Genomic DNA, 23,192 nt, shown 5'->3' with positions numbered 1-23,192 from the left:
AAAATGAAGGACGGAGGCCACGCCTCCGTCCCCCATTCCTGTCTCAGATCAGCAGATCATTTCAGCTTGGCGCCGTCCTGGAATGCGTTGCCAACCTTCTCGCCCAGCACCCGGTATGTGTGGTGAATGGGGTCAAAGGTGATGGGGCGCAGCTTGTCCGGGTCGATCTTGCCGTTCTCATCCAGCACGGACTCGTCGGCGCTCACATTGACGATCTCGCCCACCAGGCGGCAACTATCCGGGTCGTAGCTCACCAGGCGGCACTCCACCGCCATGGGGAGCTCGTCGATGAGGGGAGCGTCCACAAATTCCGACTTGGTGGTGTGCCAGCCGGCTTTTACCACCTTGTCCGCCACCTGATTGCCGGATTCGATGCCCACATAGTCGCAGGCCACCATCTGCTCCGCCGTGGCCATGCTGACGGTAAAGGCCTTGCGGGCCAGGATATTGGCGGTGGTTTTATGACCTTCGCTGATGCACATGCTCAGCTCCTTGTCCTCGCTGATGCCGCCCCAGGCCGCATTCATGGCGTCGGGGGTGCCGTCCTCATTGTAGGTGGCCAGGATAAAGACCGGCTGGGGATAGGTCCAGGGCTTGGCTCCAAAATTCTTGCGCATATCGATGCCTCCTTGTATGGGTATGTATGTGCTATCATTATACTACGGATTTGAGTTTGGGAATATGGAAATTGGCTGCCGGGAAAGAATCGTCAAATTGGAAAGTTTCCCTTGACTTTGACGCTCCGTCAACTGATACAGTATCCGTAAGGAGGGATATCTATGGAGTATTCCATTCAGGAGCTGTCGCGCCTGTCCGGGGTGACCACCCGCACCCTGCGCTGGTACGACCAGATCGGCCTGCTGAAGCCCAGCCGGGTGGCGGAGAGCGGCTACCGCTACTACGGCGGGGCGGAGGTGGACCGGCTGCAGGACATTCTGTATTACCGGGCCCTCGGGGTGGAGCTGGCCCGGATCAAGGAATGTCTGGACGATCCCTCCTTTGACCGTCTGGCCGCCCTGCGAAACCACCTGGCCGCGTTGGAGGCGGAGCGGGAGCGGCTGGAACAGCTCATCCGGTCGGTGAAGGACACCAGCGGAGCGGAAGAAAGGAACGAGATCATGAGCGACGAGCAGAAATTTGAGGCGTTCAAGCAGCGGGCGGTAGCCCACAACGAGGAAGTTTACGGAGCGGAGATCCGCACCAAGTACGGCGACCAGGAGGTAGACGAGGCCAACGCCGCGGTGAGGAACCTCACCCAAGAACAGTATCGGGAGTGGACGGAGCTGGGCCGGGAGATCCAGGAGCGGCTGGAGGAAGCCGTCCGGGCTGGGCTGTCCCCGGAGAGCCAGGAGGGCAAGGAGCTCACCGCCCTCCACCGCCGGTGGCTCACCATCACTGGAAATCAGTACGACCCGGCCAGACACCGGGGCATCGCGGAGCTCTATGTGATGGACGATCGGTTTACCGCCTACTACGACAAACAGGTGCCCGGCTGCGCCCGCTTCCTGCGGGACGCCGTGGTCCACTGGGTAAAGTAAGCATTACAGCCAAAAAACAGGGTCCTCCCACGCTATGCCCCATCCGAGGAGCACGGTATGGGAGGATCTATGTTTCCTGCCGGTTTATTTGCCTCAGGCCCCGGTACAGCATCCGAAGAGTGATGACCACGATCACCACATAGATCACGGCGCTGGAGGCGGCGGACACCGGGAGCATGCTGTTCTCACCGGCATCCGTCCGCTTGACCATGATCAGAGTGTTTTGCAGCGTCAGGATGGCGACCAGCGCGTCAATCAGGTTGACCGTCCGCAGCTCCGCGATCAGGATATTTCCGCTGGCCCTGCGCCGCTGCCAGTTGATGTGAAGGGAGGCCATGGTGATCTTCCAGGTGGTATAGGCCGCCATGGCAATGGCCGGGATCAGCCCCATGATCACGGGCTTGTCCAGCACTACCATCATGGCGATGGGCAGCATCAGCGACAGATCCAGTGCCAGCAGGAAAAGGGAACTGATGAGGAAGGTCCGGCGGCGGCAGCGGTCCCGCTCGACTTCACTCTGTGCCTGGCCGCGCTTTTCCGTGAGGAGGACCATGCCCCGAATGGCCATGAGCAGGAGGTAAAAGACGCAGATGCTGCCGTGCCACACCGACCTGTGCCAAAGGCCCAGGTATCCGTTGTACAGGGCAAAGAGCGCCGTGCAGCCAAAGGACGCCGCGGCGCTTATCAGGGTTTGGAAAATGTAATCCTCCCGCCAGCCCCGGAGGAAGCGTCCCATCCGGCCGTCACGCTTCATAGTCGCCGCCTTTCGGACGCACGCAGGCCTCGATGATGCGGGCCACCGTCTCCACCTCATCGGAGCAGTCCTTCCGGAGCCACTCCTTGACGATGGCCATGATGCCCTCCACATAGTAGGTGATATAGTAGGGCTGGTGGGCCTCCGGGATGGCAAACCGCGCCAGAATGGGGTGAAGGATATACTGTTTCAGCCCCTCATACCGCGCCTCGGTCCGCATGCCGCCGGGGTTTTGGAACGCCGCCCGGTAGACCTTTTTGTTGTCCCGGATGAAGCGGAGGAAGGGCAGCAGATATTCCCGGGTGACCAGGATCAGGTCCTCCGGCTCCCGGCTGTCTACGCCCCGGAAAAGCTCCTCTTTCTGCTGGGGGAAATAGGAGAGGAACCGCCGGTTGACCATCTCCGCCGTCTCGTTCACCAGGTCGGCGACGGTCTCATAGTGCAGATAGAAGGTGGAGCGGTTGACCCCGGCCCGCTGGCAGATCTCCTTGACGGTGATGTATTCCAGATCCTTTTCCTCCAGCAGTTCGATGAGGGCTTCATCCAGGCGCAGGGCGGTATTGAAGTATTTGCTCTCGGATTTGTTCATCTGCCGCCCTCCTTCCTGTTCACTCCGCCCCTTCGCTGATCTCCCGGGCCAGCTGGATGATCTCAAAGGCGTATTTTTCTTTGCCGGAGCGCAGGAGCTTTTTGTAGATGGGGTAATTCACCCCCACGCCCACCAGCCCCAGGATGCCCAGCAGGATCCCGCCGCCTGTCAGCGGCAGGGAGCCGTTTCCGATCACGCCCATGGAAAGGCACATCCCCAGTCCCAGAACCATGGTCATCCCGACGCCGAAGGAGTAGGCGAAGATGTTGGCCGGGCTCTTTGCCCTTCGGTCCAGCTTCCGCAAGGCGACCATCTTGGAGGTGTCCTTGGGGGCATATTCATTGGCGATGGCTTCCGCAAAAATCTTATCTGTGTTCATAGTGATATCTCCTCAAAAGAATGGTTCAGCGTTTGCTGACGATCCCATCCTAAACGATTTGAGGAGGAAAGAGAACGACACGGTTTGGGGTTCATGCCGATTTCAGCCGCTGCGTGTGCGGTTCGGTTTCCGCTTGATGGCCAGTAGCCGCAGGAAATCCGCAAACAATGCGGTATTCACCGGCTCAAACATGAGCCATTTCCCATCGTGGTAAGTTGGCGTTTCATCATAAATGGTCTGCACTTCCGGCGCGTAATGCTCCATGTCATTCTCAAATTTTAAGCGCTCGTCCTTGCCTAAGATGATCATAAACCCGATGCAGTTTTCTCTGGCATAAAGCGCGCACAGGGTTTTGCCGCCCCGGCGGTATTTATACTCATAGGTCCATGCTTTCCCGCCGCTGCCCCACAGGCGCTCCATGTCATAGTTCTCCTCAATCAGGGCACACAACTGCGTCCAGATCTCATATAAGGGTTTCCCAACTAAAGCTGTCATCTGCTCCGCGCTCGGAACCATATTCAACATAACGACCACCTCGCCATCCGCATATGCTTATTTCAGCAATTCCTTTCTTAAATCGTCCAAGTACAGCTTCTGCTGCCGCTTCAGATAGCCGGGGACAAAAGGGCGCATCCACCAGTGCTTGGCATGGACAGTCTCGGTGCAATGGAGCTGGGTACCGCCGCCCTCCGCAGCTTCAAAGATGCCCTCCCAGGAGCCGGACATGTTGCCGTTCTCCATGGTAAATGCCCAGTGTCGGAGAGGTTCGCAGGCCGTGACGGTGAAGTTCGTGGCATAGCCGCTCTTGGTGTGCTCCACAAAGTGGGTCTCATCCAGAACTTCCACCTGGGTAAGGTCGCTGCGCCAGGCGATATGGGAAAGGTCGGTCACCACCTGCCACACCCGCTCCACTGGGCAGGGGAAATGGACGGTCACCCTGGAAGTTGCCATACCAATGCTCCTTTCAAAACCACAATGCTGGTTCTTCCCGAAATACCGGAGTATCGCCTTGAGCATAGGGGTCGTAGCGGTTTTCATTGCAGCCGAATTCCTGCAAAAAGCAGATCTGTCCCGCCTCGTTCCAGCGGATGAGGGAGAGACCGTCAAAGCTCTGGACGGTGCCGTCTGTCATGGCGCACCGGAAGGCCCACTCCACCACGGTCTGGTCCCCCTTGTGGAAATACTGCCGGATGTCCCACCGCTCTACGGTGCCCCGGGTGTTCCACTCGTCAAACCACAGCTTGATCTTCCCACTGCCGTGGTATTCCGGCCCCCAGCTCTCGATGTAGACGGCGTCGGGGGCGAAGAGCTCCTCGAGCCCTGTGTCCTGCTTGCACAGCCACATGGAAAACCAGCGGCGGACCTGTGTTTCCCTCTGTTCCTGCATCTCCATAGCTGTCTCCAACTCCATTACACATATTTCACCGGCTGACGGATGACGGTTTTCAGACGCTCCGGCTTGGTCCGCCGCACATCACTCAAATAGATCTCGTGGTGTAACCGCCCTTCTCAGAAATCTGCCTCATAGACCTGATCCTTGGCGTACTCTTCCATGCCTGCCCGGCACAACGACTCGATGTCCCGCTGGATGGTCCGGCGGGATACCTCGAACTGCTCCACCAGATCCGGGGCGGTGATCTTCTCCCGCTGGAGCAGGATGGACAGGAGCCGCTCCATCCTCATGTAAACTACTGTCATTCCTGATTCTGCCTGCATTATACCATAGGAACCAGACAACTGTCTGTCATGTTCTCCACGCAAGAAAAACTTTTGCTGGAATCTGCGGGATTGTCTTGCTGTGGAGGGCGTGGTATCATGGAGGCAGATTTTCCGGGAGGTAGCGGACATGGAGGAGCAGTTTCTCAATCTGACGGAAGAAAATCTGGATCAGGAGCACCTGTGCTGCATCATCCGCAGCAAAAAGCCCCACCCCGGTGTGGAGGCCAAACGGGCCTGGCTCCGGGAGCGGCTCCGGGAGGGACATGTGTTCCGCAAGCTGGATGCCAAGGGTGTGGTGTTCATCGAGTACGCCCCGCTGGAGACCGCCTGGGTGCCGGTGGAGGGGGATAACTACCTTTATATTTATTGCCTGTGGGTCAGTGGGGAGTTCAAGGGCAGGGGCTACGGCAGACAGCTGATGGAGTACTGCCTGGCCGACGCAAGAGCCAGGGAAAAGTCCGGCGTGTGTATGCTGGGTGCCGAAAAGCAAAAGGCCTGGCTCTCAGACCAGGCTTTTGCAGAGAAGTATGGATTTGAAACCGTGGATACCACCCCGGAGGGCTACCGGCTGCTGGCCCTCTCCTTTGACGGGACCAAGCCCCGCTTCGGGAAGAACGCCAAGGTGCAGGCCATCGAAAACCAGAAGCTGACCGTCTATTACACTTCCCAGTGTCCCTACATCCACCAGAGCGTGGAGCTGGTGCGCAAAACCTGTGAAGAACTGGAGGCGCCCTGCACCCTCATCCCGGTGGACACTCTGGAGAAGGCCAAGGCCTTGCCCTGCGTGTTCAACAACTGGGCGGTATTCTATCAGGGAAAGTTCGTGACGGTGAATCTGCTGGACGCCGCCGCGCTGAAGCGGCTTCTGAAACAATAAGGTGTGCCTATGGAAATCAGAAAAGTGGAGACCGATCAAAAGAGATACCTGGATTTACTGCTGCTGGCCAACGAGCAGGAGGACATGGTGGACCGCTATCTGGAGCGGGGGACCATGTATGTGCTGGAGGACGGCGGCGTCAAGGCGGAGTGCGTGGTGACCGACGAGGGAAACGGCGTTCTGGAGCTGAAGAACATCGCCGTTGCGCCCGCCGAGCAAGGCAGAGGCTACGGAAAGGCCATGGTGGACTTTCTCATCCGAACCTACAAGGGGCAGTATGCAGTGCTACAGGTGGGCACCGGAGACAGCCCCTCCACCATTCCCTTTTATGAGGCCTGCGGCTTTTGCAGGCACCATCTGGTCAGAAACTTTTTCACCGACCACTACGACCACCCCATCTACGAGTGCGGGGTGCAGCTGGTGGATATGGTGTATCTGCAAAGAAAACTATGAAACATGACATGTGAGCATCGTGATCCATCCGCCGCTTATTAAAACCCGTTCTCAAAAAATGGAAGTGCAATGTTCAACCATTCCTCCGGCAGATAGACGGCCAGATAGCCGTGCCCACACCCTTTTGCTTCGTAGATCCGGCTGGAGGGAAGCAGCTGCTGAAACATATGTGCGGAGTTTTTAACGCATTTCATTTCCTTTTCTCCGTACCAGTACATAACCTGAGCGCGGCTGCTTCCCACGCTTTCTTTCAGGTAATATTGTGCCATATAGGTTCGGTACATAGTGTATAAGGTTTTTCGCGGCGTTCTGGGTATGTCCTGAAGATAGTATTCCTGGATCTCCCGGGGATAGACCATTTCTTTGGGCAGCAGCTTGGGCATCAGTTTTAACTGGAGACGGCACGCCCCTTTGCTGAACAGCAGCCACCCAAACAGCCATACCGAGGCGATGCAAAAACGGGCCATCATTGGCCTGGGATAGCAAAGGCTGCCGTCAATGATGGCTTTTTCCGTAAGATCCGGCTTCCGCGCCAAAAGCTCCATCACGATCTGGCCGCCCAGGGATACCCCGCACAGGGCAAAAAGATGTCCGCCGCAATGCTGCTGGATATAGTCCATCAACTGGTCTGCCGTCCGCTCGGTGGAGACATAGGGCGTTCGATATTCCTCGCCATGCCCATCCAAGGTGGGCAGGATGACATGATAATGCTGGGCCAAAACACGGGCCTGCCGCAGGTAGTTCCACCATGCGTTTCCGCCGCCATGGATCAGCATGACATGGGGGAGCGTACGGTCTCCGAATTCATGAAATGTCATATTGGGTTTCCTCCCGAATGGTAAAAAAGCAGGATGATTGAATCATTATACTGCGAACCCACACAGAATTCCATCCCGGAGCAATACAAAATCTGCACTGTATAGCAAGGGCTTCCACCCTCTGAAATTCAAAGAGTGGGAGCCTTTGCTATACCTGTTTCCAGTGGTTCAGTTTGGGCAACTGAGCCTCAAAATAGGCTCTGACCTGCTCTGGGGGCCAGGCTTCATTGGACATATGACTTTCCAGGAAATTCAGCAATTCCTCAAGGCTGGTGTAGACGAATTTCCCGTCGGCATAACACCACTTGCAGTACTCCTCGTTGAAGGTGCCGTCCGGCTCCCGGCTGATATTGGCGTCCTCCAGGGGCATACCGCAGCACTGACAGACCAACTGCCTGGGGGAACCCAACAGGGTGTTGATGGAGACATCAAACAGCCCGGAGAGCAGCTTCAAAGTTTCTGTATTAGGCACTGTTTCACCGGTCTCCCAGCGGGAAACCGCCTGACGGGTCACATGCACTTCTTCCGCCAGCTGTTCCTGGGAGAGTCCGCGCTTGGTGCGCAGTTCCAGAAGAATATCTTTGGGTTCCATGTTGATCACCACCTTGCCTGGATTGTATCACAGCGGGAGCAAAAAGCAAAGCAACTGGCTGTTGCCTCAACTCGCATCAGGCGTATCAGTTTTTAATATGCCTATACAAAGAATAGCGCCTGCTGAAATCTGTGGATAATCAGCGGGCGCTATCGCTTATTTCAGGAATCTTGTTCAGGGTACTTGCCATGAGCACCTGTCCAGTGCTCTGCCGCACTCAGGAAGGCGGCGTGGCCGTGGGCGCGGATGTACTCCAGTGCCTGCTTGTACTTGCCGTATTTGTATCCGGGGTGGTTGAGAAAGGACTGGATGATCTCACAGCGGTCATATTCCTCGCAGTCCGCGCAGGTGATGTGACCTCTGGTTAGGCAGCATTTCTTCATCCTGCATTTGGCCCGGCTCAGGTCCCGGGAGCCGTCCAGATACCCCGGCTTGCAGCCCTTACAGGTCTTCCGATACTCCCGGCAGGTGCCGCAGTAGGCGCCGCAGCAGCCGATCTCCTCTGTATTATTCATAGGGAGGAACTCCCTTCAAAGTGATAGATTTTTAGAAAATCGCTGATGCGTTCCTCGACCGCATGAAGGGACGCTTCATCGCCGTATGGGATGTTGATGCATCGCTTTCCTCTTTTACAGGCGGGCAGACTCTCAGACAAGCGGTTTAGAAACGCCTCGTCGGAAAAATGGACGGAGAAGTGGTTCTTCGCGGCGGAGACTGCCACATACCCCTCGTTCATCTTTTTCCCCACCAGCCACATGGGTATGGAAAAGGAGATTTTAGGAGTCAACTGCGGATATTCCGCACGCATAAACTCAATGAATGCGCTGACATGCTGCCGCTGTTCCTCATTCAGCGACGCCACATACTCGGAAACAGAAGCTGCGCCCATATCATACCTCCAACTGCCTATTGGGACTGCTGCCGGTCCCACTCTTTTTTCAGGATGGCATACTGCACCGTGTTTTCATATCGGGGCGTGCCGTCGGGATTGTTCACGAAGGAGATGAATTCCAGAAATAGGCCCTCCCGGCGCATGCCCAGCTTTTCGCACAGGTGCTGACTGGCAAGGTTATAGTCCTCGGTGTAAGCGTAGATGCGCCTTGCGCCCTTTTGGGAAAAGAGATAGCCGAAAAAGGCCTGGGCTGCCTCGAAGGCGTACCCCTTGCCCTGGTAGGCCCCGTTCAGCATCCAACAGGGGCTGAAGGTGTCCCGCACGGCGTCCTCACCTGCGTGGGGCTCGCCCGTCTCCGGATAGGCGTCGATCTCGCCGATGACCTTGCCGCCGTCTTTCAGCGTGATGGCGAAGTAGTACTCCGTCTCGCTCAGGCGCTTTTTCATCTCTGTTTTTGCCTCATCCAGGGAGTGCAGCTTCATACTGGCAAAGCAATTGACTGCGGGTTCTTTCAGATACTCATAGACATCCGCTGCGTCCGTCTCCAGAAAGGGGCGCAGGATCAGCCGTTTTGTCTCGATCACCATATTTCGGCACCTCAAGAAAAGCAAAAATGGATAGCGAAATTTAATGGAATAGTTTTGTTGCAAAAATTAAGAAAAATCCGTCAAAATCACAAGATTTTGACGGATTTTGGTCCGAGTGGGGAGACTCGAACTCCCGGCATCTTGCTCCCAAATAGGTAAAGAAAGATTTTTTGAATTATTTCCTCTCGATTTTGGCTCTTTTCGCTCCATTCCGATTGCTTTCTGTCACTCTTTGAACATGCTGTTTCCGTATACTCCACACCGCACTGTGGCTGAAGCTGTGGTCAAAAATCTCGCAAAATGAGTTGGAGGGCATTACTTCAACACACCAGGGAGGGCTTTGGGGTCGGGGCATCCAGTGATAGGATCAAGAACACCATGAAGCAGGCGAAGTACCTCATTCTGACGGCTCAGGATTTGCAGGGCTGTAAACAAAAATACGCGATACGCCATATTGACAGGATTTTCGTTGTGTGCTATATTAAATCCAGTGGTTTCAAACCGGCGGACTGATAGAACAGAGGTGGCATATGGCGAAAAGAATTGCCGGGGTAACAGAAAAATTACTGGAGTGCGCAAAAGCGGAATTCATGAGGAATGGGTACGAGAATGCGTCTCTCCGTGTGATTGCGGAAAAGGCCGGCTCCAGCAAAGGGGCGATTTATATTCGCTACCCGGACAAAGAGAGCCTGTACCGTTCCCTCGTACAGCCTGCCATGGATGATTTTTGTGGTCTGATTCAATCAACCTTAGAGCAGTTTAACCAGTTGCCCGGAGTCGAACAGACCAGTCAAATGTATTCCTTCTCCGACCACGGTTTTTGGGCCTCTGTGGACTATATCTACGATCATTTTGATGAGTTCAAGCTGCTTTTAACCAGTGGGGAGAATAGTACATATCAGGAATTCCTCCACCGGATCGTGGAACTGGACAACCAATGTACCATGCGCTATATTCAGGCGTCCGGGAACGACGCAATTTCCAGCGGCCGCCTTACACCGGAGCTGGGCCATCTGCTGTCCAGCGCCTTTTATACCGGGATGTTCGAGGTGGTCATCCACGATATGCCAAAGGATCAGGCGGTCGAGCATATCCAGAGGATGCGGCGTTTTTACACCGCCGGCTGGAAAACCATCTTCTTCGGAGATGGAGGTGAAAACCATTGAGCGGGTGGATTGACCGGAGCGGCTGGATTCACTGCCCTACCTGCGGCAACAAGACCCGCACCAAGGTGAATCCAGACACCATTCTAAAGCGTTTTCCGCTTTTCTGTCCCAAATGCGGAGCAGAACACATCGTTGATGTGCAGGGACAAAACATCATATTATCAGAGCCAGACGCAAAGACGCAGAGCCGATGATTTGCAGGATAATCCTGCGGGTTGTCGGCCTTTTTTTTGTTGATTGGTTAGAAGCCGCTAACTTTTGGGAGGGATACGATGCAGAAACAAAGGAAGCCATTTAGTTTGATGGCATTTATCAGACCGCACCGGGCGGGATTTATTACCTCCACTGTTCTTGCTGTTCTCAGCGTGACCAGCGGGATGATACCATACTTTGCTGTGGCAAGAATGGTCAACCTGCTTATTTCTGGTGAAAAGAACTTTTCGATTTATCTGGCCTGGGGAGCAGTCGCCCTGATCGCCTATCTGCTCAGGTCTGTTCTTCACGGCATCTCCACCCGATGCTCCCATGAAGCCACTTTCCATGTACTGTCGGAACTGCGGCGGGCTGTGGCGGATAAGCTGACCCGCGTTTCTATGGGCTATCTGACCGATACGCCATCGGGCCGCCTGAAAACAACCATGGTAGAGCGTGTGGAACAGATGGAGGTCCCGCTGGCCCACATCATTCCGGAAATGACCTCTAATCTGCTGGTCCCTATCGCTATTGTGGTCTACCTCTTTGTCTTGGACTGGCGCATGGCGTTGGTCTCGCTCATCACCATCCCCATTGGGATGCTTTGTTACATGGCCCAGATGAAAGAGTACCCGAAAAAGTATGGCGCGGTGATCCAGGCTGGCAAGCACATGAGCGCCACCACGGTGGAGTACATAGGCGGCATTGAAGTCATCAAGGCGTTCAATCAGAGTGCAGCCTCCTATGGCAAGTTCACGCAGGCCGTGCGGCAGAGCGCAGACCTTATGTTGGACTGGATGAAATCCACGCAGGGGTACTCTGCCCTGATGATGACCATTTGGCCCGCTGTGCTGATCGGCGTTCTGCCCATTGGGTGTGTCTTTTATAGGAATGGCAGTCTGACCGCCCCGGATTTTATCACGATTGCAATCCTGTCCCTCGGTATCGTGGGGCCATTGGTAGCGGCGATCTTTTTGACCGATGATTTCTCCAAAATTGCGACCATCACCGGGGAAATTGGCGCTGTGCTGTCCGAGCCGGATCTGGAGCGGCCTGCGCAGAGAAAAGAACTGCATGGGCTGGACATTGACCTGCGGGATGTGACATTCGCTTACAAAGATAAGCAGGTTTTGAACGGCGTCACGCTGAATATCCGGCAAGGCACGACCACCGCGCTGGTGGGGCCGTCCGGCTCCGGCAAGTCCACCATCGCCAAGCTCATCGCCTCCTATTGGGACGCTGGCGGCGGGAGCATCACCATCGGCGGGGTGGATGTGAAAAACCTCCCGCCGGAACAGGTAATGGATCTCATCGGCTATGTCTCTCAGGATAATTTCCTGTTTAATGTCTCTGTCCGGGAAAATATCCGTATGGGACGGCCGGAGGCCACCGACGATGAAGTGGAGGCCGTGGCAAAGGCGTCCGGCTGTCATGATTTCATCATGGGTCTGGATCATGGATATGACACTGTGGTGGGCGGCGCAGGCGGACACCTCTCCGGCGGGGAGCGCCAGCGGGTCGCCATTGCGCGGGCCATGATGAAAAACGCCCCGATTGTGATTTTGGACGAGGCGACTTCCTACACGGACCCCGAGAACGAGGCGGTGCTTCAGGACGCCATCGGCAGGCTGACCCGTGGAAAGACGCTCATCGTCATCGCCCACCGCCTGAGCACCATCACCGATGCAGACCAAATCGCCGTGGTGGAACAGGGAAAAATCCTGGACGCGGGAACGCATGATGAACTGCTGAAGCGGTGTCCCCTCTACGCGCAGATGTGGGCGGCCCACACGCAGGCGAAAGATGCGGACATGAGAGAAGGAGGTGGCAAGCATGTTTGACGCATATAAACGGTTTTTCCGCTTTGCCGGGGAGCAGAAAGGCACCTGGTATAAGGGAATGGCCTTTGAACTGCTGCGGAGCATTTTTGAGGCTTTGCAGTTTGTGGCGCTGCTGGTCGTGCTCCGCGCCCTGGTAGAGCAGAACATGACCGGGGCCACCCCATGGATGGCCTTTGGGATCATGGCGGTCAGCGTGGCCGGAGCCGCCCTGTGCTGGTATCTGGCCCATAACAGCGAGGGGCACGCCAATTACCGGATGTGCGCGGAAAAGCGCATCCATATCGGGGAGCGCATGAAGTATATGCCCATGGGCTACTTCAACGCCCAGAGCCTGGGCAGCCTCACTGCGGCGGCCACCTCCACCATGGAGGACCTGGAGAGTCTGTCCTTTGCGGTGATCGCCCGGACGGTGGTGGGCATGATTCGGACCACCATCTTCTCTTTGGCGATCCTGTGCTTTGATTGGCGCATCGGGCTGGTATTCCTGCTTGGTATGCTTCTGTTCCTTTGGGTCAACTCACTTTTGCTGAAGAAATCCAGAGAGTTATCTCCGGGGCGGCTGGCAGCCCAGACAAGGCTGGTGGACGCTGTGCTGGAATACATACAGGGCATGAGCGTGGTGCGCGCTTTCCATGGAGACAAAGCGGCCAATCAGACGCTGAACCGCACGATTGAGGAGACGGAACAGCAGAATTTCAAGCTGGAGCGCAAGCGTATTCCCTACAATGTGTTGGAGCAGATCGTCCTGCGTGTTACGGCGGTGGCGGCGATTCTGCTCTCAATCTGGTTTTTCCTGCAAGGCAGTATGACCCTCTTTACCTGCCTGATGGTGGTGGTTTCCGCTTTCCTGGTATATAGCGAGCTGGAGTCTGCCGGGGAGATGTTCTTTATGCTGCCCATGATCGATGCCTCCATCGACCGGGTGGAGGAAATCGACCGCGCTCCACGGATGGACGAGGGCGGCTCGGTACAGACGCCGAAACACTGCGGTATTTCCTTCGAGCATGTGGACTTTTCCTATGGAGAGCGAAAAATCATCCGCGATGTCAGCTTTACCATACCGGAAGGGACAACCACTGCCATCGTGGGGCCCTCCGGCTCCGGCAAGACCACCCTCACCAGTCTTATGGCAAGGTTTTGGGATGTGGACAGCGGCGCGGTCAAGCTGGGCGGCATTGATGTGAAGGACTATGCGCTGGATAGTTTGATGCGCAATTTCAGCATGGTCTTTCAGCGCGTGTACCTGTTCAACGACAGCATTGAGAATAACATCAAGTTCGGCAAGCCGGACGCCACCCATGAGGAGGTGGTGGCCGCGGCAAAGGCGGCCCGGTGCCATGACTTCATCACGGCCCTGCCGGATGGCTACGATACCATCATCGGTGAGAGCGGCGCCACGATCTCCGGCGGGGAACGCCAGAGGCTCTCCATCGCACGGGCCATGCTCAAGGACGCGCCGATCATCATTTTGGACGAGGCCACGGCCAATGTTGACCCCGAGAACGAGGCGGAGTTGCAGGAGGCAGTCAAGGTCCTGACCGCCGGAAAAACTCTGGTTATGATCGCACACCGGATGAAAACTGTCCAGGAGGCGGATCAGATTCTTGTACTGGATCAAGGGCGGATTGTGCAGCGGGGCCGCCATGCGGAACTGATGCAGCAGGGAGGTATCTATGCGGATTTTGTCTGCTCCCGGAGATCCGCAGAATCGTGGCGTATTGCGGAGCGGAAAAGCAGCGAGGTTAAAGCGGAGGTATGAGCAAGAAACTATTGGCCCGGATCGGCCTGCTGGTGATTGTCCTGTTCGGCGTCACGATCCTGACTTTCTTTTATACCAACCTGTCCCCGGTAGATGCGGCCGAGGCGCTGGCAGTGCGCCGTTACAACCGCCCCACCCCGCAGCAGGTTGAACTGGTGCGGGAAGAACTTGGGCTCGACCAGCCGATTCTCCAGCAGTACGGCTCCTGGCTGTGGAACGCCCTGCATGGAGATTTCGGAAACTCCTATAACACTGGGCGGCCGATTGTGGAAGAACTGTCGGCTTCCATTCGGCCCACCCTGGTTATGGCTGCCATGGCGCTCCTGTTTGCCACTCTGCTCAGTATTCCGCTGGGAGTGCTGTCCGCCAGCAGAAAAGGCGGCTTGGCGGATCGGAGCATCTACCTGTTCGGCATCATCTGTATGTCTCTGCCGAATTATTGGATCGGCTTCATGCTTCTGCTCGCCTTCGCGGTTTATATTCCTATTTTCAGCATTATGGGAGCGGACAGCCTGAAGGATTTCATTCTTCCGGCCCTGGCGCTGGCTATTCCTATGGCCGCCGGCAACATCCGTGTGTTTCGATCCTCACTTCTGGATGGGTACAACAGCGATTTTGTCCTGTATGCCAGGGCCCGGGGCGTATCGGAGTGGAAAATCGCCAATCTGGTGAGTCGGTTTGCGCTGCCGCCGCTGATCACCATGCTGGCGCAGAGCTTCGGCTTTATGATTGCGGGCAGCGCCATGGTGGAAAGCGTGTTCTCCATCCCGGGGCTGGGGTCCATGCTGGTCACTGCGTTGGGAGCCAGAGATACCATTACCATCAATGCGTGTGTACTGCTCACCGCCGTCATTTTCGTCCTGGTCAATTTTATCGCGGACTGCGTGAACGCGCTTCTAAACCCGCAGAGCCAGAAGGGAGGCGGCCTATGATCCGCAAAATCATGCACCGCCCGCAGGCCGTCCTCGGTCTTGCCATGATGCTTCTCGTGTTTCTTGTGATGCTGCTGGCCCCGGTCTTTGCACCCAATGACCCGATGCAGCTGAATGTGGCCCACAGCTTCGCCCCGCCGGACGCACAGTATCCCCTCGGAACAGACGAGCTTGGACGCTGCATCCTCTCACGCCTGATCTACGGAGCCAGGGCCTCTCTGAGTATCGCGTTGCCCACACTGCTGTTGCTGGCGGTTATCAGCACCGTGGTGGCTACCCTGTGCGCCTATATCGGCGGGGTGCTGGACCGCATATTTGAAGTGGCCTCCAATATTTTTATGGCCTTTCCCCCGTTCCTCGTTGCCATCACCCTGGTGGGGCTCTTTGAGTCAAAAGCGGCCAGCATCGTCCTGTCTATCGTAATCGCCATGTGGGTCTGGAACGCGAGGGTGGTCCGCACCCATGTGCTTCGGGAGCGGAATCAGCCCTATGTGATCACCTGCCGGATGTCCGGCTGTTCGGAGCTGCGTATTGTGTTTCGGCATATCATCCCCAATATTCTGCCGCACCTTCTGGTTTTGTACAGCACAGGGCTGTCCTCCATCATCATTATGATCTCCAGTTATGCTTTTCTCGGCTTGGGGCTGGAAACAGGGACGGCGGAGTGGGGTGCCATGTTTGTAAATGCCAATAAACTGATGTTCAGCCATCCGCAGTTCCTGGTGTATCCGGGGCTCTGCATTCTGTTTGCCGCGGCAGGGTTCAACCTGTTCGGGGAGGCCCTGCGGGACATCTGCGCACCGAGGGAGGGATAGCCATGCTGACAGTTACCAATCTATCCATCCGTACAAAGCAGACAAAGGAAACCCTTGTGCGCTCCGTCAGCTTCTCCGTAAAAAGCGGAGAGGCACTTGGCCTGATCGGGGAGAGCGGCAGCGGAAAGAGCATGACCAGCAAGTGTATTATGCGGCTGTTGAATCCACGGCTTTTTGACCTGCGCGGAAGCGTGCAATGGAACGGGAAAGAAATGCTTGCGGTGAAGCTGAATGAGCTGGACGGCTATCGGGGCAAGCAGATCAGTATGATCCCGCAAAACCCCATGACCGCCTTTGCACCCATGCTCAAGCTGGGAAAACAGATGGAACTGGGCTTTTCGCTGAAAGGACGCAGGGAACGGACACAGTTCCGGGGGCGGCTGGCTGCCGCGCTTGCGGATGTCAATTTGCCTGATGCGGAAAAAATCATCAACAGCTATCCCCATGAGTTGTCCGGAGGCACGCTGCAGCGTGTGATGATTGCCCTGACGATTCTGCAGCGCCCGGAATTGATCATTGCAGACGAAATTACCACCGCTGTTGACGCGGCCAGCGAATACCTCATTCTGAATGAATTGGAGAAGCTGAGGCGGGCCGGCGGCTCCATGATTGTGGTGACTCATGACTTTGGCGTGGCGGCAAGACTGTGCGACCGTGTAGCCGTTATGAAGGACGGCGAGATCATTGAGGAAGGAAAAACACGGGAGGTATTTTCTGCTCCACAGCACGAATATACCAGGCGGCTTGTGCAGGCAAGCGTACTCTTTCAGGAGGGACTATGCTGAAAGCGGAACATATCACAAAACAATATCAGATCCCAGGCGGCGGGCATACCGTGTTCGATGCGGTTTCGGATGTCTCCATAGAGCTTGGAGATGGAGGCGTGACCGCCATCGTGGGAGAGAGCGGGAGCGGCAAGAGCACTTTAGCCAGAGTGCTGTCCTATGTGGAGCGGCCGGACGGTGGGCGGGTGTTTCTGGATGGTCTGGAGGTGTCCGCCTGCGGAAGAAAGGAACTCCGCGCTGTAAGAGGTAAGGTCCAGCTTGTGATGCAGAACGCTTTGGGGTCTTTAGACCCTCACCAGAGTGTGGCGTCCATTCTGGAGGAGCCCCTGCGGCTGCTGTTCCACATGGGGGCGGAGGAGAGAAAACAGCGGTGCCTTGAACTGCTGGACATGGCACGACTGGAACGGGACACACTCCGTCATCGGCCGGATGAACTCTCCGGTGGACAGCAAAAACGGCTGTGTATTGCCCGCGCTCTGGCCGCCCAGCCCCAACACATTATCTTTGACGAGTCCTTCAGCGGATTGGATGTCACGCTGAAAAAGCAGGTGCTGGATTTTCTGAAGGAGCTTCAATCGGAACTTCAGATCAGTTTTCTGGTGATTACCCACGATCTGGACACCGCCATGTATATGGCCGGCACGATCCATGTCATGCGCAGGGGCAAAATCATCGAAACACTTGAGCACCCCAGGAGCTTCGCTGATTTTCAGGAGCCCTATTCACAAGAGCTTGTAAAGGCAGTCCGCTCCAAGCGGAGGGCCTTGCAATAAATCAAAAAAGGAGAATAACAGCATGAAAAAGTTCTTGTCCCTTCTGCTGACCGGCGCTATGAGCGCCATGCTTCTTGCCGGCTGCGGAACCACTGCAAATGATCCAGACCCCGCTTCTTCCTCAACACCGCCTGCCGGTGAGGAGGAACGGTCCATCACCATTGCGCAAAGCGCCAATTTTTCCATGGGATTTGCCCCCGGCGTGCAGTCCTATGAGGCCACCTATTATATGAACAATTTCTATGAGGGACTGGTCGAATACCGGGACGGTGAATACCTGCCCTGTCTGGCGACAGACTGGGCTGCCTCGGATGACGGTCTCACCTATACCTTTCATCTGCGGGACGATGTGCAGTTCAATGACGGCACTGCGTTCAATGCCGAGGCAGTCAAACTCTATTTTGACAATATGAAGTCGGTAATTGGCACCAGTGCCAATTATGGTCAGCTTGACATGCTGACCACTGAAATCACAGTGGATGACGAGTACACTGTCTCCTTCCACCTGAGCCGGCCTTATTACAATGTTCTGAACGATCTTTCCATGGTGATGCCCCGGGGTATCCTTTCCGCAGCGGCCTTCCATGAGGACGGCTCTCTGAATACCGAATACCTGATGACCCACACCCCAGGCACCGGCCCGTATATGTTTGAGAGCGTGAATGAAACCGCAACGGAATACACCTTTGTGAAAAACCCGAACTATTGGGGTGAGGAGCCGGATGTGGACCGCTTTACCGTAAAGGTGATTCCAGAGTCCAAGGTTGCCGCCATGCGGGCCGGCGAGGTTGACTTTATCATGGGGTCTGATACGCTGGACGCCAATTCCTATCTGGAGCTGTCTCAGGTGGAGGGAATCACCGGCGTGATCTCTGACTTTGACTTTGTGACGGAATTTATCGCGCTGAACGATGAGGTGGCACCGCTGGATGATCTGAATGTCCGCACAGCCATCCAGATGGCGATTGACAAGGAATCTATCGCTCAGAATATTTATTCTGGTCTGCGCACAAAGGCGGACTCGGTGATGCCTGCGGATATGCCCTACTGCACCGCCACGGTGTCCACCCCGGACTACGACATGGATGGGGCGATTGCCTTGCTGGAGGACTCTGGCTGGGTCGATTCCAATGGGGACGGCATCCGGGAGAAGGCCGGAACGGCGCTTTCCTTTACGATCACCTACCCCTCTACGGGCGTTTATGACAACATGGTACTCTTTTTCCAGAGCTCTATGGCTGAACTGGGAATTGAGATCAAGACCAATCCCATTGACCTGATGGCCTTCATGCAGCAGGTGTTCATGGAGGACAACTACGAGATGACCGCCTACATGAGCTACTGGTTTCCTTATGACCCATACACCTTCGTGGCAAATATGTATCCGTCTACTGACTATGCTGACCCCAGCGGTATCTACTCCACCGATCCGCAGGTCGCAAAGGCCCTGGCTACCATGAGCGACGAGGAAGCCAAGGAACTGATTGGCGGGCTTTACAACACAGACGATCCCGCGGTCGTTCAGGAGATCTATACTGCGGCGCTGGACTCCGCCAATGAGAGCAGTGTGGTGATTCCGCTCAACTACAGAAACGAATATGCCGTATTTAACAACGAAGTAATTGAATCTTATACTTTCAACAGTATTCCAAACCATGTGGATGTTGCGGCGATCCATCTGAAATAAGGGAGGTATCCCAATGAAACTCCATGCGTCGGGCGAGGACTATCTGGAGGCCGTGTTGGTACTCCAAAAGGAAAGAGGGATGGTGCGCTCCGTGGATGTGGCCCGGTATATGGGGGTGTCCAAGCCCAGCGTGTGCCATGCGGTAGCTACCTTGAAGGCGGGCGGCTTCCTCACTATGGACGGGGACTTTTTCCTCCGCCTGACTGATATAGGCCGTGAGGTGGCGGAGCAGACCTATGAGAAGCACTGCTTCTTCACACGCCTACTGGTAGAGGCCGGTGTAGAGCCCAAAACCGCCGAACAGGACGCCTGCCGCATGGAGCATGTGATCAGCCCAGCCAGTTTTCAGAAGCTGGTTGAGCTATACCGGAAGGCCCCCAAAAATACAGAGCCAACCGGGGACGGGAGGCGGTTTCATGCGGAAACAGATCCTGCTGGTTGATGATGACCTGCCCCTTTGCCGGAAACTCCGGGACGCCCTGCAGGACGATACCACAGAGGTCCGGTATTTCATTGACACAGTGGAGGCCCTGGACAGCTTTATGCGGCATCGGTATTGTCTGGTCATTATGGATCCGGTGTTGGAGGATATGGATGGACGGGAGCTGCTCCGAACAATGCGCCAGGCCAAGGCGGTCCCGATTCTGGTGCTCACCGATACACTATCACTGGGAGAAGAAGTTGCTATTCTTTCAGCTGGGGCAACCGTCTGTACCCAAAAACCAATTGCCCCACGCCGCTGTATTGCCCAAGCCAATGCGCTCATTCAACTCTACATGAAATCCGATCACCCAGAGAAAGAATATTATACGCTGACCTTCGGAACTGACCTGATCATCGACCCCCTCCATCGCCAAGTACTCTTGAAAGGCTCCCTGCTGAAGTTGACCCGGAAGGAATTCAATATGCTGCACTTTCTGGCCAGCCACCCCGGACAGGTTTTTACACGGGAACAGCTCTATACTCGTATCTGGGGATGTGACAGCGATTTCAATGTGGATGAGTCGGTGCGCTCTCACATCAAGTTTCTGCGGAGAAAACTGGCTTCCTCCGGCAAGGAATATATCCAGACCGTCTGGGGAATCGGCTACCGTTTCGCACCGCAGGAGCGGGACACAGCATCAAAAATTGCCCTGCGGTAAACAAAAAAGGGAGGATGATTCATTGGCGGGCAGACGGATCTGTGCGGGATACTACCGGCGCTATGACGGTAAGGTCATCTATGTCGTTTCTCTGGCCACGGACTCCGATAACGGCGAGGAAGTGGTCATCTGGACCACCTACCCTTTCGCGGATGTCCCCAGATACTACACCTCCAGCAAAAAGTCCTTTTGCGCTTTTGTGGAGGTGCGCGGGGAGCGGCGGGCCAAGTACAAGCGGCTGACCAACATAAAGATTTCAGAGGCTGCCATCGAAAGGCTGGAAGATGAGGGCTTCCGGGGGCCGGTGCGCAAAAGCCGGCCCCGGCAGATGGAGGAAGAATACGACGCCCGAGCGTATCAGCAGGCCGCCACCTACCACGCATACGCCAAGGAGCTCTGCGAGAACTACAGCTTCGATTGGCGCAAGTACCGCTTTTGTGTAAACCAAAAGCGGTATGCTGCCATTACCAAAAGTGATTTCGGTAAACTGAAGGAGGATTTGTGTTTTCTGGACAACGCACTGAAGACCGTTCTGGCAGACTACCGGGATTACTTTCGGGAACGGTTTGTGGACGGCCTCTCCATTCGTAAGTATGCCTCTGCCCATCTGCTCAACCGGGGCAGGGTGGATTACCTGCAGAAGAAGTTCCTCTCCGCCCTCGCCCGGCTGCTGAAGGAGCGGGACAAGGCGGAGGGCAAATGCCGCCTTCGGAAGCCAGTAAACTTTTGAATTGACCCAGTCTCAAACGGAGCGTCTGTGAAAACAGGCGCTCCGTTTTTCTGTCAAAAGTGTGTCAAAAGGATATAGTTTCCGCAATACAGGGTAGAGAAGGTGGATCGACATGCGTGTGTCAATTCTGTACCGTACAGTGAGTATTCTCGGAAAAGAAGTAGGAGGTAAACTGCCATGAAGGAATCCGGTTACAAAACCTACGATGACCTGCCGCTGTTTTTTAACGCGGAAATGGTGGCAAAAGTGCTGGGCGTATCACCATCGTCAGGCTACGAGCTGATGCACGAACCAGGCTTCCCGGTGCTGCGCATCGGCAACAGGATGGTGGTACCCAAAGAACAGTTCATCCAATGGGTGAATGAGCACACAGGAGGTTGGAAATGAGATTCTGCAGTCATGGGAATTTTTTCGCTTTGCCCAATGAGATTTTTCTCTTGGGGCTGACCGCCGGTGAGTTGGCCGTGTACAGCTTCCTGCGGCGGTGTGAGGATCGCAAAACACGCCAGTGCTGGCCCAGCATCAAAACCATCGGGAAAGCAGTGAACATGAGCGGGAACACGGTACGCAAATACATCCGGCAACTGGAGGAGCGTGGTATCATCACCGCCGAGCCGACTGAGGTCATTACCAAGGCAGGAGGAAAACGCAACGGGAATCTACGCTTTACTCTCCGCCCCATCCAGGAGGTGATGGATGAGTACTATGCCCGCCAGATGGAGGATTTAGAATTGGCGGAGGAGCGGCAGCGGGTGGCGAAACTCCTGACAGAGCAGGAAAGCCCCGCTTGACCGCCTGTGAGCCGCTGTGCGGGCCTTTAACTGGCGGGGGAGCATCCGTGCCCACAGTTGGCTTTCAACGCCGTGTTGGGGCTGTGTGGCGGGATATTGAAAAAGCGAAGAAGTAAGGGTTTTTCACCCCACCAAAGGGTGGACCGAGGGGTCGAAAATAGTGCAGGATAAAGGCCGGGGGTCGCAAGCGCCCTCCGGCCGGGTCACACCGCCCCGCAACGCGGGGCGGGACAACGGTTTGCGGGGAGTTGTCTGTGGGGGTCATAGGTGGTCGGTTTGGCTCACTTCGGGGATCACAGGTGACCGGAATCAGAGGATTGCGCCCTCAAACCCGCATGAAATCAAGGTCGTAAGGGTGAACCTGCGGGGTTCACCTTGGGGATAGTGACCGGTTTTATCGCAAATCCAAGAAGTGAATATTCGGACTATTGCCCCTTCAAAAATTGCGCTGCAAAACAAAGAGAAAAGCCTCCCGCTGCTACGGGAGGCCAGGCATTTACAGCATATGAAATTCGATTCCTTGATGTTTCGGCGTATCATTTGGGGAGAGTTTCATGACGCGCGCCCAAGTCTTGACCGTCTGTGCTTCCAAGAAACGGACCAAAGCATCCAGAGACTCCTGTTCATCATACTGCTGGAGCGCGTCATAGTATGCCTTTTTATCTTCCTCATAAATGATCATGGGGGGATAGTTGTTGATCATCAGCCAGTAGTTCAATAATGTCCGCCCAACGCGGCCGTTCCCGTCGGCGAAGGGGTGAATATTCTCAAAACGCGCATGGAGATACGCTCCGGCCTTCAGCGGGGCTTTCGGACCTACAGAGTTGACTTCACCGATCAGTTCTGCCAAGTCACCTTCCACTTCTTCCGGGTAAGAGCCGACCTCATGGATGCCAGTCACATAGTCATGTTTTTTGAATGTCCCGGGCCGCTCTCCATTGACCAGATAACGGCGCTCATCGTAAGTCCCCTCCGTCAGCGCACGATGGATCTCCAGGATCAGTGGGATGGAAAGCGGCTCCTTGACAGGAATCTTCCCCCGGAGGAAGTCATAGCAGACCTTCTGATTCTGAAGTTCAAACAGCGTGCGGGGATCGCCGGTATAGCCGACCACCCGGCCGTTCTCAAAAATCTCCCGGGTGTCGTGGTAAGAAATCGCCGCGTTTTCGATTTTCCCGGAGTTGTACGCGAAGAGAATGCGGAAGTTGTCCAGGCGCAGGTCCAAGTCTTCGTCTGAACGGACAGACCACATTTGCCACTGTTTTTTCACCTGATCGTACAAATCCATGCGACCACCTCCGCTACTTTATGAAGACAGTATACCATATATTTTGGTTTATCACAGAAAAATTTTTGATTGATTGCCACTGTGTTCGCTACC

General features: G+C 55.5%; 30 protein-coding genes and 1 pseudogene. 17 read left to right on the top strand and 14 right to left on the bottom strand.

Annotated features, from left to right (window positions below; genetic code table 11):
* Positions 1–56: 56 nt before the first annotated feature.
* A complete protein-coding gene (locus tag L9O85_RS09060; RefSeq protein WP_301578445.1) occupies positions 57–617 on the bottom strand; it encodes a flavin reductase family protein in 561 nt (186 codons plus the stop codon).
* A 162-nt stretch (positions 618–779) separates the two neighbouring features.
* Here L9O85_RS09060 and L9O85_RS09055 point away from each other — a divergent pair, with 162 nt between their 5' ends.
* Positions 780–1,538, top strand: a complete 759-nt coding sequence (locus tag L9O85_RS09055) for a MerR family transcriptional regulator (RefSeq protein WP_301578444.1) — start codon at positions 780–782, stop codon at positions 1,536–1,538.
* A gap of 67 nt (positions 1,539–1,605) precedes the next feature.
* Here L9O85_RS09055 and L9O85_RS09050 read toward each other — a convergent pair whose 3' ends face one another.
* The 7 genes and pseudogenes from L9O85_RS09050 to L9O85_RS09015 form a co-directional block, all read right to left on the bottom strand.
* On the bottom strand, positions 1,606–2,292 hold the full coding sequence (locus tag L9O85_RS09050) for a hypothetical protein (protein ID WP_301578443.1): 687 nt from the start codon (positions 2,290–2,292) through the stop codon (positions 1,606–1,608).
* Positions 2,282–2,881, bottom strand: a complete 600-nt coding sequence (locus tag L9O85_RS09045; protein WP_301578442.1) for a TetR/AcrR family transcriptional regulator — start codon at positions 2,879–2,881, stop codon at positions 2,282–2,284. The genes L9O85_RS09050 and L9O85_RS09045 overlap by 11 nt, the downstream gene beginning before the upstream one ends.
* Before the next feature lie 19 nt (positions 2,882–2,900).
* Positions 2,901–3,260: a dihydropteridine reductase gene (locus L9O85_RS09040; protein ID WP_301578441.1), complete on the bottom strand. Its 360-nt coding sequence runs from the start codon at positions 3,258–3,260 to the stop codon at positions 2,901–2,903.
* Between the two features lie 102 nt (positions 3,261–3,362).
* Complete coding sequence (locus tag L9O85_RS09035; RefSeq protein ID WP_301578440.1) at positions 3,363–3,785, bottom strand: DUF3788 domain-containing protein; 423 nt, start codon at positions 3,783–3,785, stop codon at positions 3,363–3,365.
* A 27-nt stretch (positions 3,786–3,812) separates the two neighbouring features.
* Positions 3,813–4,211, bottom strand: coding sequence for an SRPBCC family protein (locus L9O85_RS09030; protein ID WP_301578439.1), 399 nt, complete (start codon positions 4,209–4,211; stop codon positions 3,813–3,815).
* A gap of 13 nt (positions 4,212–4,224) precedes the next feature.
* Entirely contained in the window at positions 4,225–4,647 is a 423-nt protein-coding gene (locus L9O85_RS09025) for a nuclear transport factor 2 family protein (protein WP_301580148.1), read from the bottom strand.
* Positions 4,648–4,811: 164 nt separating this feature from the next.
* Positions 4,812–4,943 (bottom strand): annotated as a pseudogene (locus L9O85_RS09015) (HTH domain-containing protein); the annotation flags it as partial.
* 163 nt (positions 4,944–5,106) lie between these two features.
* Here L9O85_RS09015 and L9O85_RS09010 point away from each other — a divergent pair.
* Together L9O85_RS09010 and L9O85_RS09005 are read left to right on the top strand one after the other, a co-directional pair.
* Positions 5,107–5,856 carry a GNAT family N-acetyltransferase gene (locus L9O85_RS09010; protein WP_301578438.1) on the top strand — a complete coding sequence of 250 codons (750 nt, stop codon included), beginning with the start codon at positions 5,107–5,109 and terminating at the stop codon, positions 5,854–5,856.
* 9 nt (positions 5,857–5,865) lie between these two features.
* Positions 5,866–6,309, top strand: a complete 444-nt coding sequence (locus tag L9O85_RS09005) for a GNAT family N-acetyltransferase (protein WP_301578437.1) — start codon at positions 5,866–5,868, stop codon at positions 6,307–6,309.
* Positions 6,310–6,347: 38 nt separating this feature from the next.
* Here the strand turns inward: L9O85_RS09005 and L9O85_RS09000 are convergent, their stop codons facing one another.
* The 5 genes from L9O85_RS09000 to L9O85_RS08980 form a co-directional block, all read right to left on the bottom strand.
* A complete protein-coding gene (locus L9O85_RS09000) occupies positions 6,348–7,127 on the bottom strand; it encodes an alpha/beta fold hydrolase (RefSeq protein WP_301578436.1) in 780 nt (259 codons plus the stop codon).
* A gap of 148 nt (positions 7,128–7,275) precedes the next feature.
* Positions 7,276–7,719 carry a zinc ribbon domain-containing protein gene (locus L9O85_RS08995; protein ID WP_301578435.1) on the bottom strand — a complete coding sequence of 148 codons (444 nt, stop codon included), beginning with the start codon at positions 7,717–7,719 and terminating at the stop codon, positions 7,276–7,278.
* A 161-nt stretch (positions 7,720–7,880) separates the two neighbouring features.
* Entirely contained in the window at positions 7,881–8,234 is a 354-nt protein-coding gene (locus tag L9O85_RS08990; protein WP_301578434.1) for a DUF3795 domain-containing protein, read from the bottom strand.
* Entirely contained in the window at positions 8,231–8,608 is a 378-nt protein-coding gene (locus L9O85_RS08985) for a DUF1801 domain-containing protein (protein ID WP_301578433.1), read from the bottom strand. Before L9O85_RS08985 ends, L9O85_RS08990 begins: the two co-directional genes overlap by 4 nt.
* A 17-nt stretch (positions 8,609–8,625) precedes the next feature.
* Entirely contained in the window at positions 8,626–9,198 is a 573-nt protein-coding gene (locus L9O85_RS08980; RefSeq protein ID WP_301578432.1) for a GNAT family N-acetyltransferase, read from the bottom strand.
* A 530-nt stretch (positions 9,199–9,728) separates the two neighbouring features.
* Between L9O85_RS08980 and L9O85_RS08975 the strand changes: the two genes are divergently transcribed.
* The 14 genes from L9O85_RS08975 (at position 9,729) to L9O85_RS08910 (ending at position 21,811) form a co-directional block, all read left to right on the top strand.
* Positions 9,729–10,364, top strand: a complete 636-nt coding sequence (locus tag L9O85_RS08975; RefSeq protein ID WP_301578431.1) for a TetR/AcrR family transcriptional regulator — start codon at positions 9,729–9,731, stop codon at positions 10,362–10,364.
* Positions 10,365–10,429: 65 nt separating this feature from the next.
* On the top strand, positions 10,430–10,558 hold the full coding sequence (locus tag L9O85_RS08970) for a cysteine-rich KTR domain-containing protein (RefSeq protein ID WP_430688789.1): 129 nt from the start codon (positions 10,430–10,432) through the stop codon (positions 10,556–10,558).
* A 78-nt stretch (positions 10,559–10,636) separates the two neighbouring features.
* Complete coding sequence (locus tag L9O85_RS08965) at positions 10,637–12,397, top strand: ABC transporter ATP-binding protein (RefSeq protein WP_301578430.1); 1,761 nt, start codon at positions 10,637–10,639, stop codon at positions 12,395–12,397.
* Entirely contained in the window at positions 12,390–14,156 is a 1,767-nt protein-coding gene (locus L9O85_RS08960) for an ABC transporter ATP-binding protein (protein WP_301578429.1), read from the top strand. The genes L9O85_RS08965 and L9O85_RS08960 overlap by 8 nt, the downstream gene beginning before the upstream one ends.
* Positions 14,153–15,088: an ABC transporter permease gene (locus tag L9O85_RS08955; RefSeq protein WP_301578428.1), complete on the top strand. Its 936-nt coding sequence runs from the start codon at positions 14,153–14,155 to the stop codon at positions 15,086–15,088. The genes L9O85_RS08960 and L9O85_RS08955 overlap by 4 nt, the downstream gene beginning before the upstream one ends.
* Positions 15,085–15,903 carry an ABC transporter permease gene (locus L9O85_RS08950; protein WP_301578427.1) on the top strand — a complete coding sequence of 273 codons (819 nt, stop codon included), beginning with the start codon at positions 15,085–15,087 and terminating at the stop codon, positions 15,901–15,903. The genes L9O85_RS08955 and L9O85_RS08950 overlap by 4 nt, the downstream gene beginning before the upstream one ends.
* 2 nt (positions 15,904–15,905) lie before the next feature.
* Positions 15,906–16,688, top strand: a complete 783-nt coding sequence (locus L9O85_RS08945) for an ABC transporter ATP-binding protein (protein WP_301578426.1) — start codon at positions 15,906–15,908, stop codon at positions 16,686–16,688.
* On the top strand, positions 16,682–17,461 hold the full coding sequence (locus tag L9O85_RS08940; RefSeq protein ID WP_301578425.1) for an ABC transporter ATP-binding protein: 780 nt from the start codon (positions 16,682–16,684) through the stop codon (positions 17,459–17,461). Before L9O85_RS08945 ends, L9O85_RS08940 begins: the two co-directional genes overlap by 7 nt.
* A 22-nt stretch (positions 17,462–17,483) precedes the next feature.
* Entirely contained in the window at positions 17,484–19,148 is a 1,665-nt protein-coding gene (locus L9O85_RS08935) for an ABC transporter substrate-binding protein (protein ID WP_301578424.1), read from the top strand.
* Positions 19,149–19,161: 13 nt separating this feature from the next.
* On the top strand, positions 19,162–19,590 hold the full coding sequence (locus L9O85_RS08930) for a metal-dependent transcriptional regulator (protein ID WP_301578423.1): 429 nt from the start codon (positions 19,162–19,164) through the stop codon (positions 19,588–19,590).
* A complete protein-coding gene (locus tag L9O85_RS08925; RefSeq protein ID WP_301578422.1) occupies positions 19,565–20,290 on the top strand; it encodes a response regulator transcription factor in 726 nt (241 codons plus the stop codon). The genes L9O85_RS08930 and L9O85_RS08925 overlap by 26 nt, the downstream gene beginning before the upstream one ends.
* A 22-nt stretch (positions 20,291–20,312) precedes the next feature.
* Positions 20,313–21,020 carry a hypothetical protein gene (locus L9O85_RS08920; protein WP_301578421.1) on the top strand — a complete coding sequence of 236 codons (708 nt, stop codon included), beginning with the start codon at positions 20,313–20,315 and terminating at the stop codon, positions 21,018–21,020.
* Positions 21,021–21,197: 177 nt separating this feature from the next.
* Entirely contained in the window at positions 21,198–21,407 is a 210-nt protein-coding gene (locus L9O85_RS08915) for a helix-turn-helix transcriptional regulator (protein ID WP_301578420.1), read from the top strand.
* On the top strand, positions 21,404–21,811 hold the full coding sequence (locus L9O85_RS08910; protein ID WP_301578419.1) for a helix-turn-helix domain-containing protein: 408 nt from the start codon (positions 21,404–21,406) through the stop codon (positions 21,809–21,811). The genes L9O85_RS08915 and L9O85_RS08910 overlap by 4 nt, the downstream gene beginning before the upstream one ends.
* A gap of 496 nt (positions 21,812–22,307) precedes the next feature.
* Here L9O85_RS08910 and L9O85_RS08905 read toward each other — a convergent pair whose 3' ends face one another.
* Positions 22,308–23,099, bottom strand: a complete 792-nt coding sequence (locus L9O85_RS08905) for a Fic family protein (RefSeq protein WP_301578418.1) — start codon at positions 23,097–23,099, stop codon at positions 22,308–22,310.
* Between the last annotated feature and the right edge of the window lie 93 nt (positions 23,100–23,192).

The sequence above is a fragment of the Lawsonibacter asaccharolyticus genome (assembly GCF_022453915.1).
In the GTDB taxonomy this organism is placed as follows: domain Bacteria; phylum Bacillota; class Clostridia; order Oscillospirales; family Oscillospiraceae; genus Lawsonibacter; species Lawsonibacter asaccharolyticus.
Note: the sequence above shows the minus strand (reverse complement) of the source record. Positions and strands in the feature narration are given on the sequence as shown.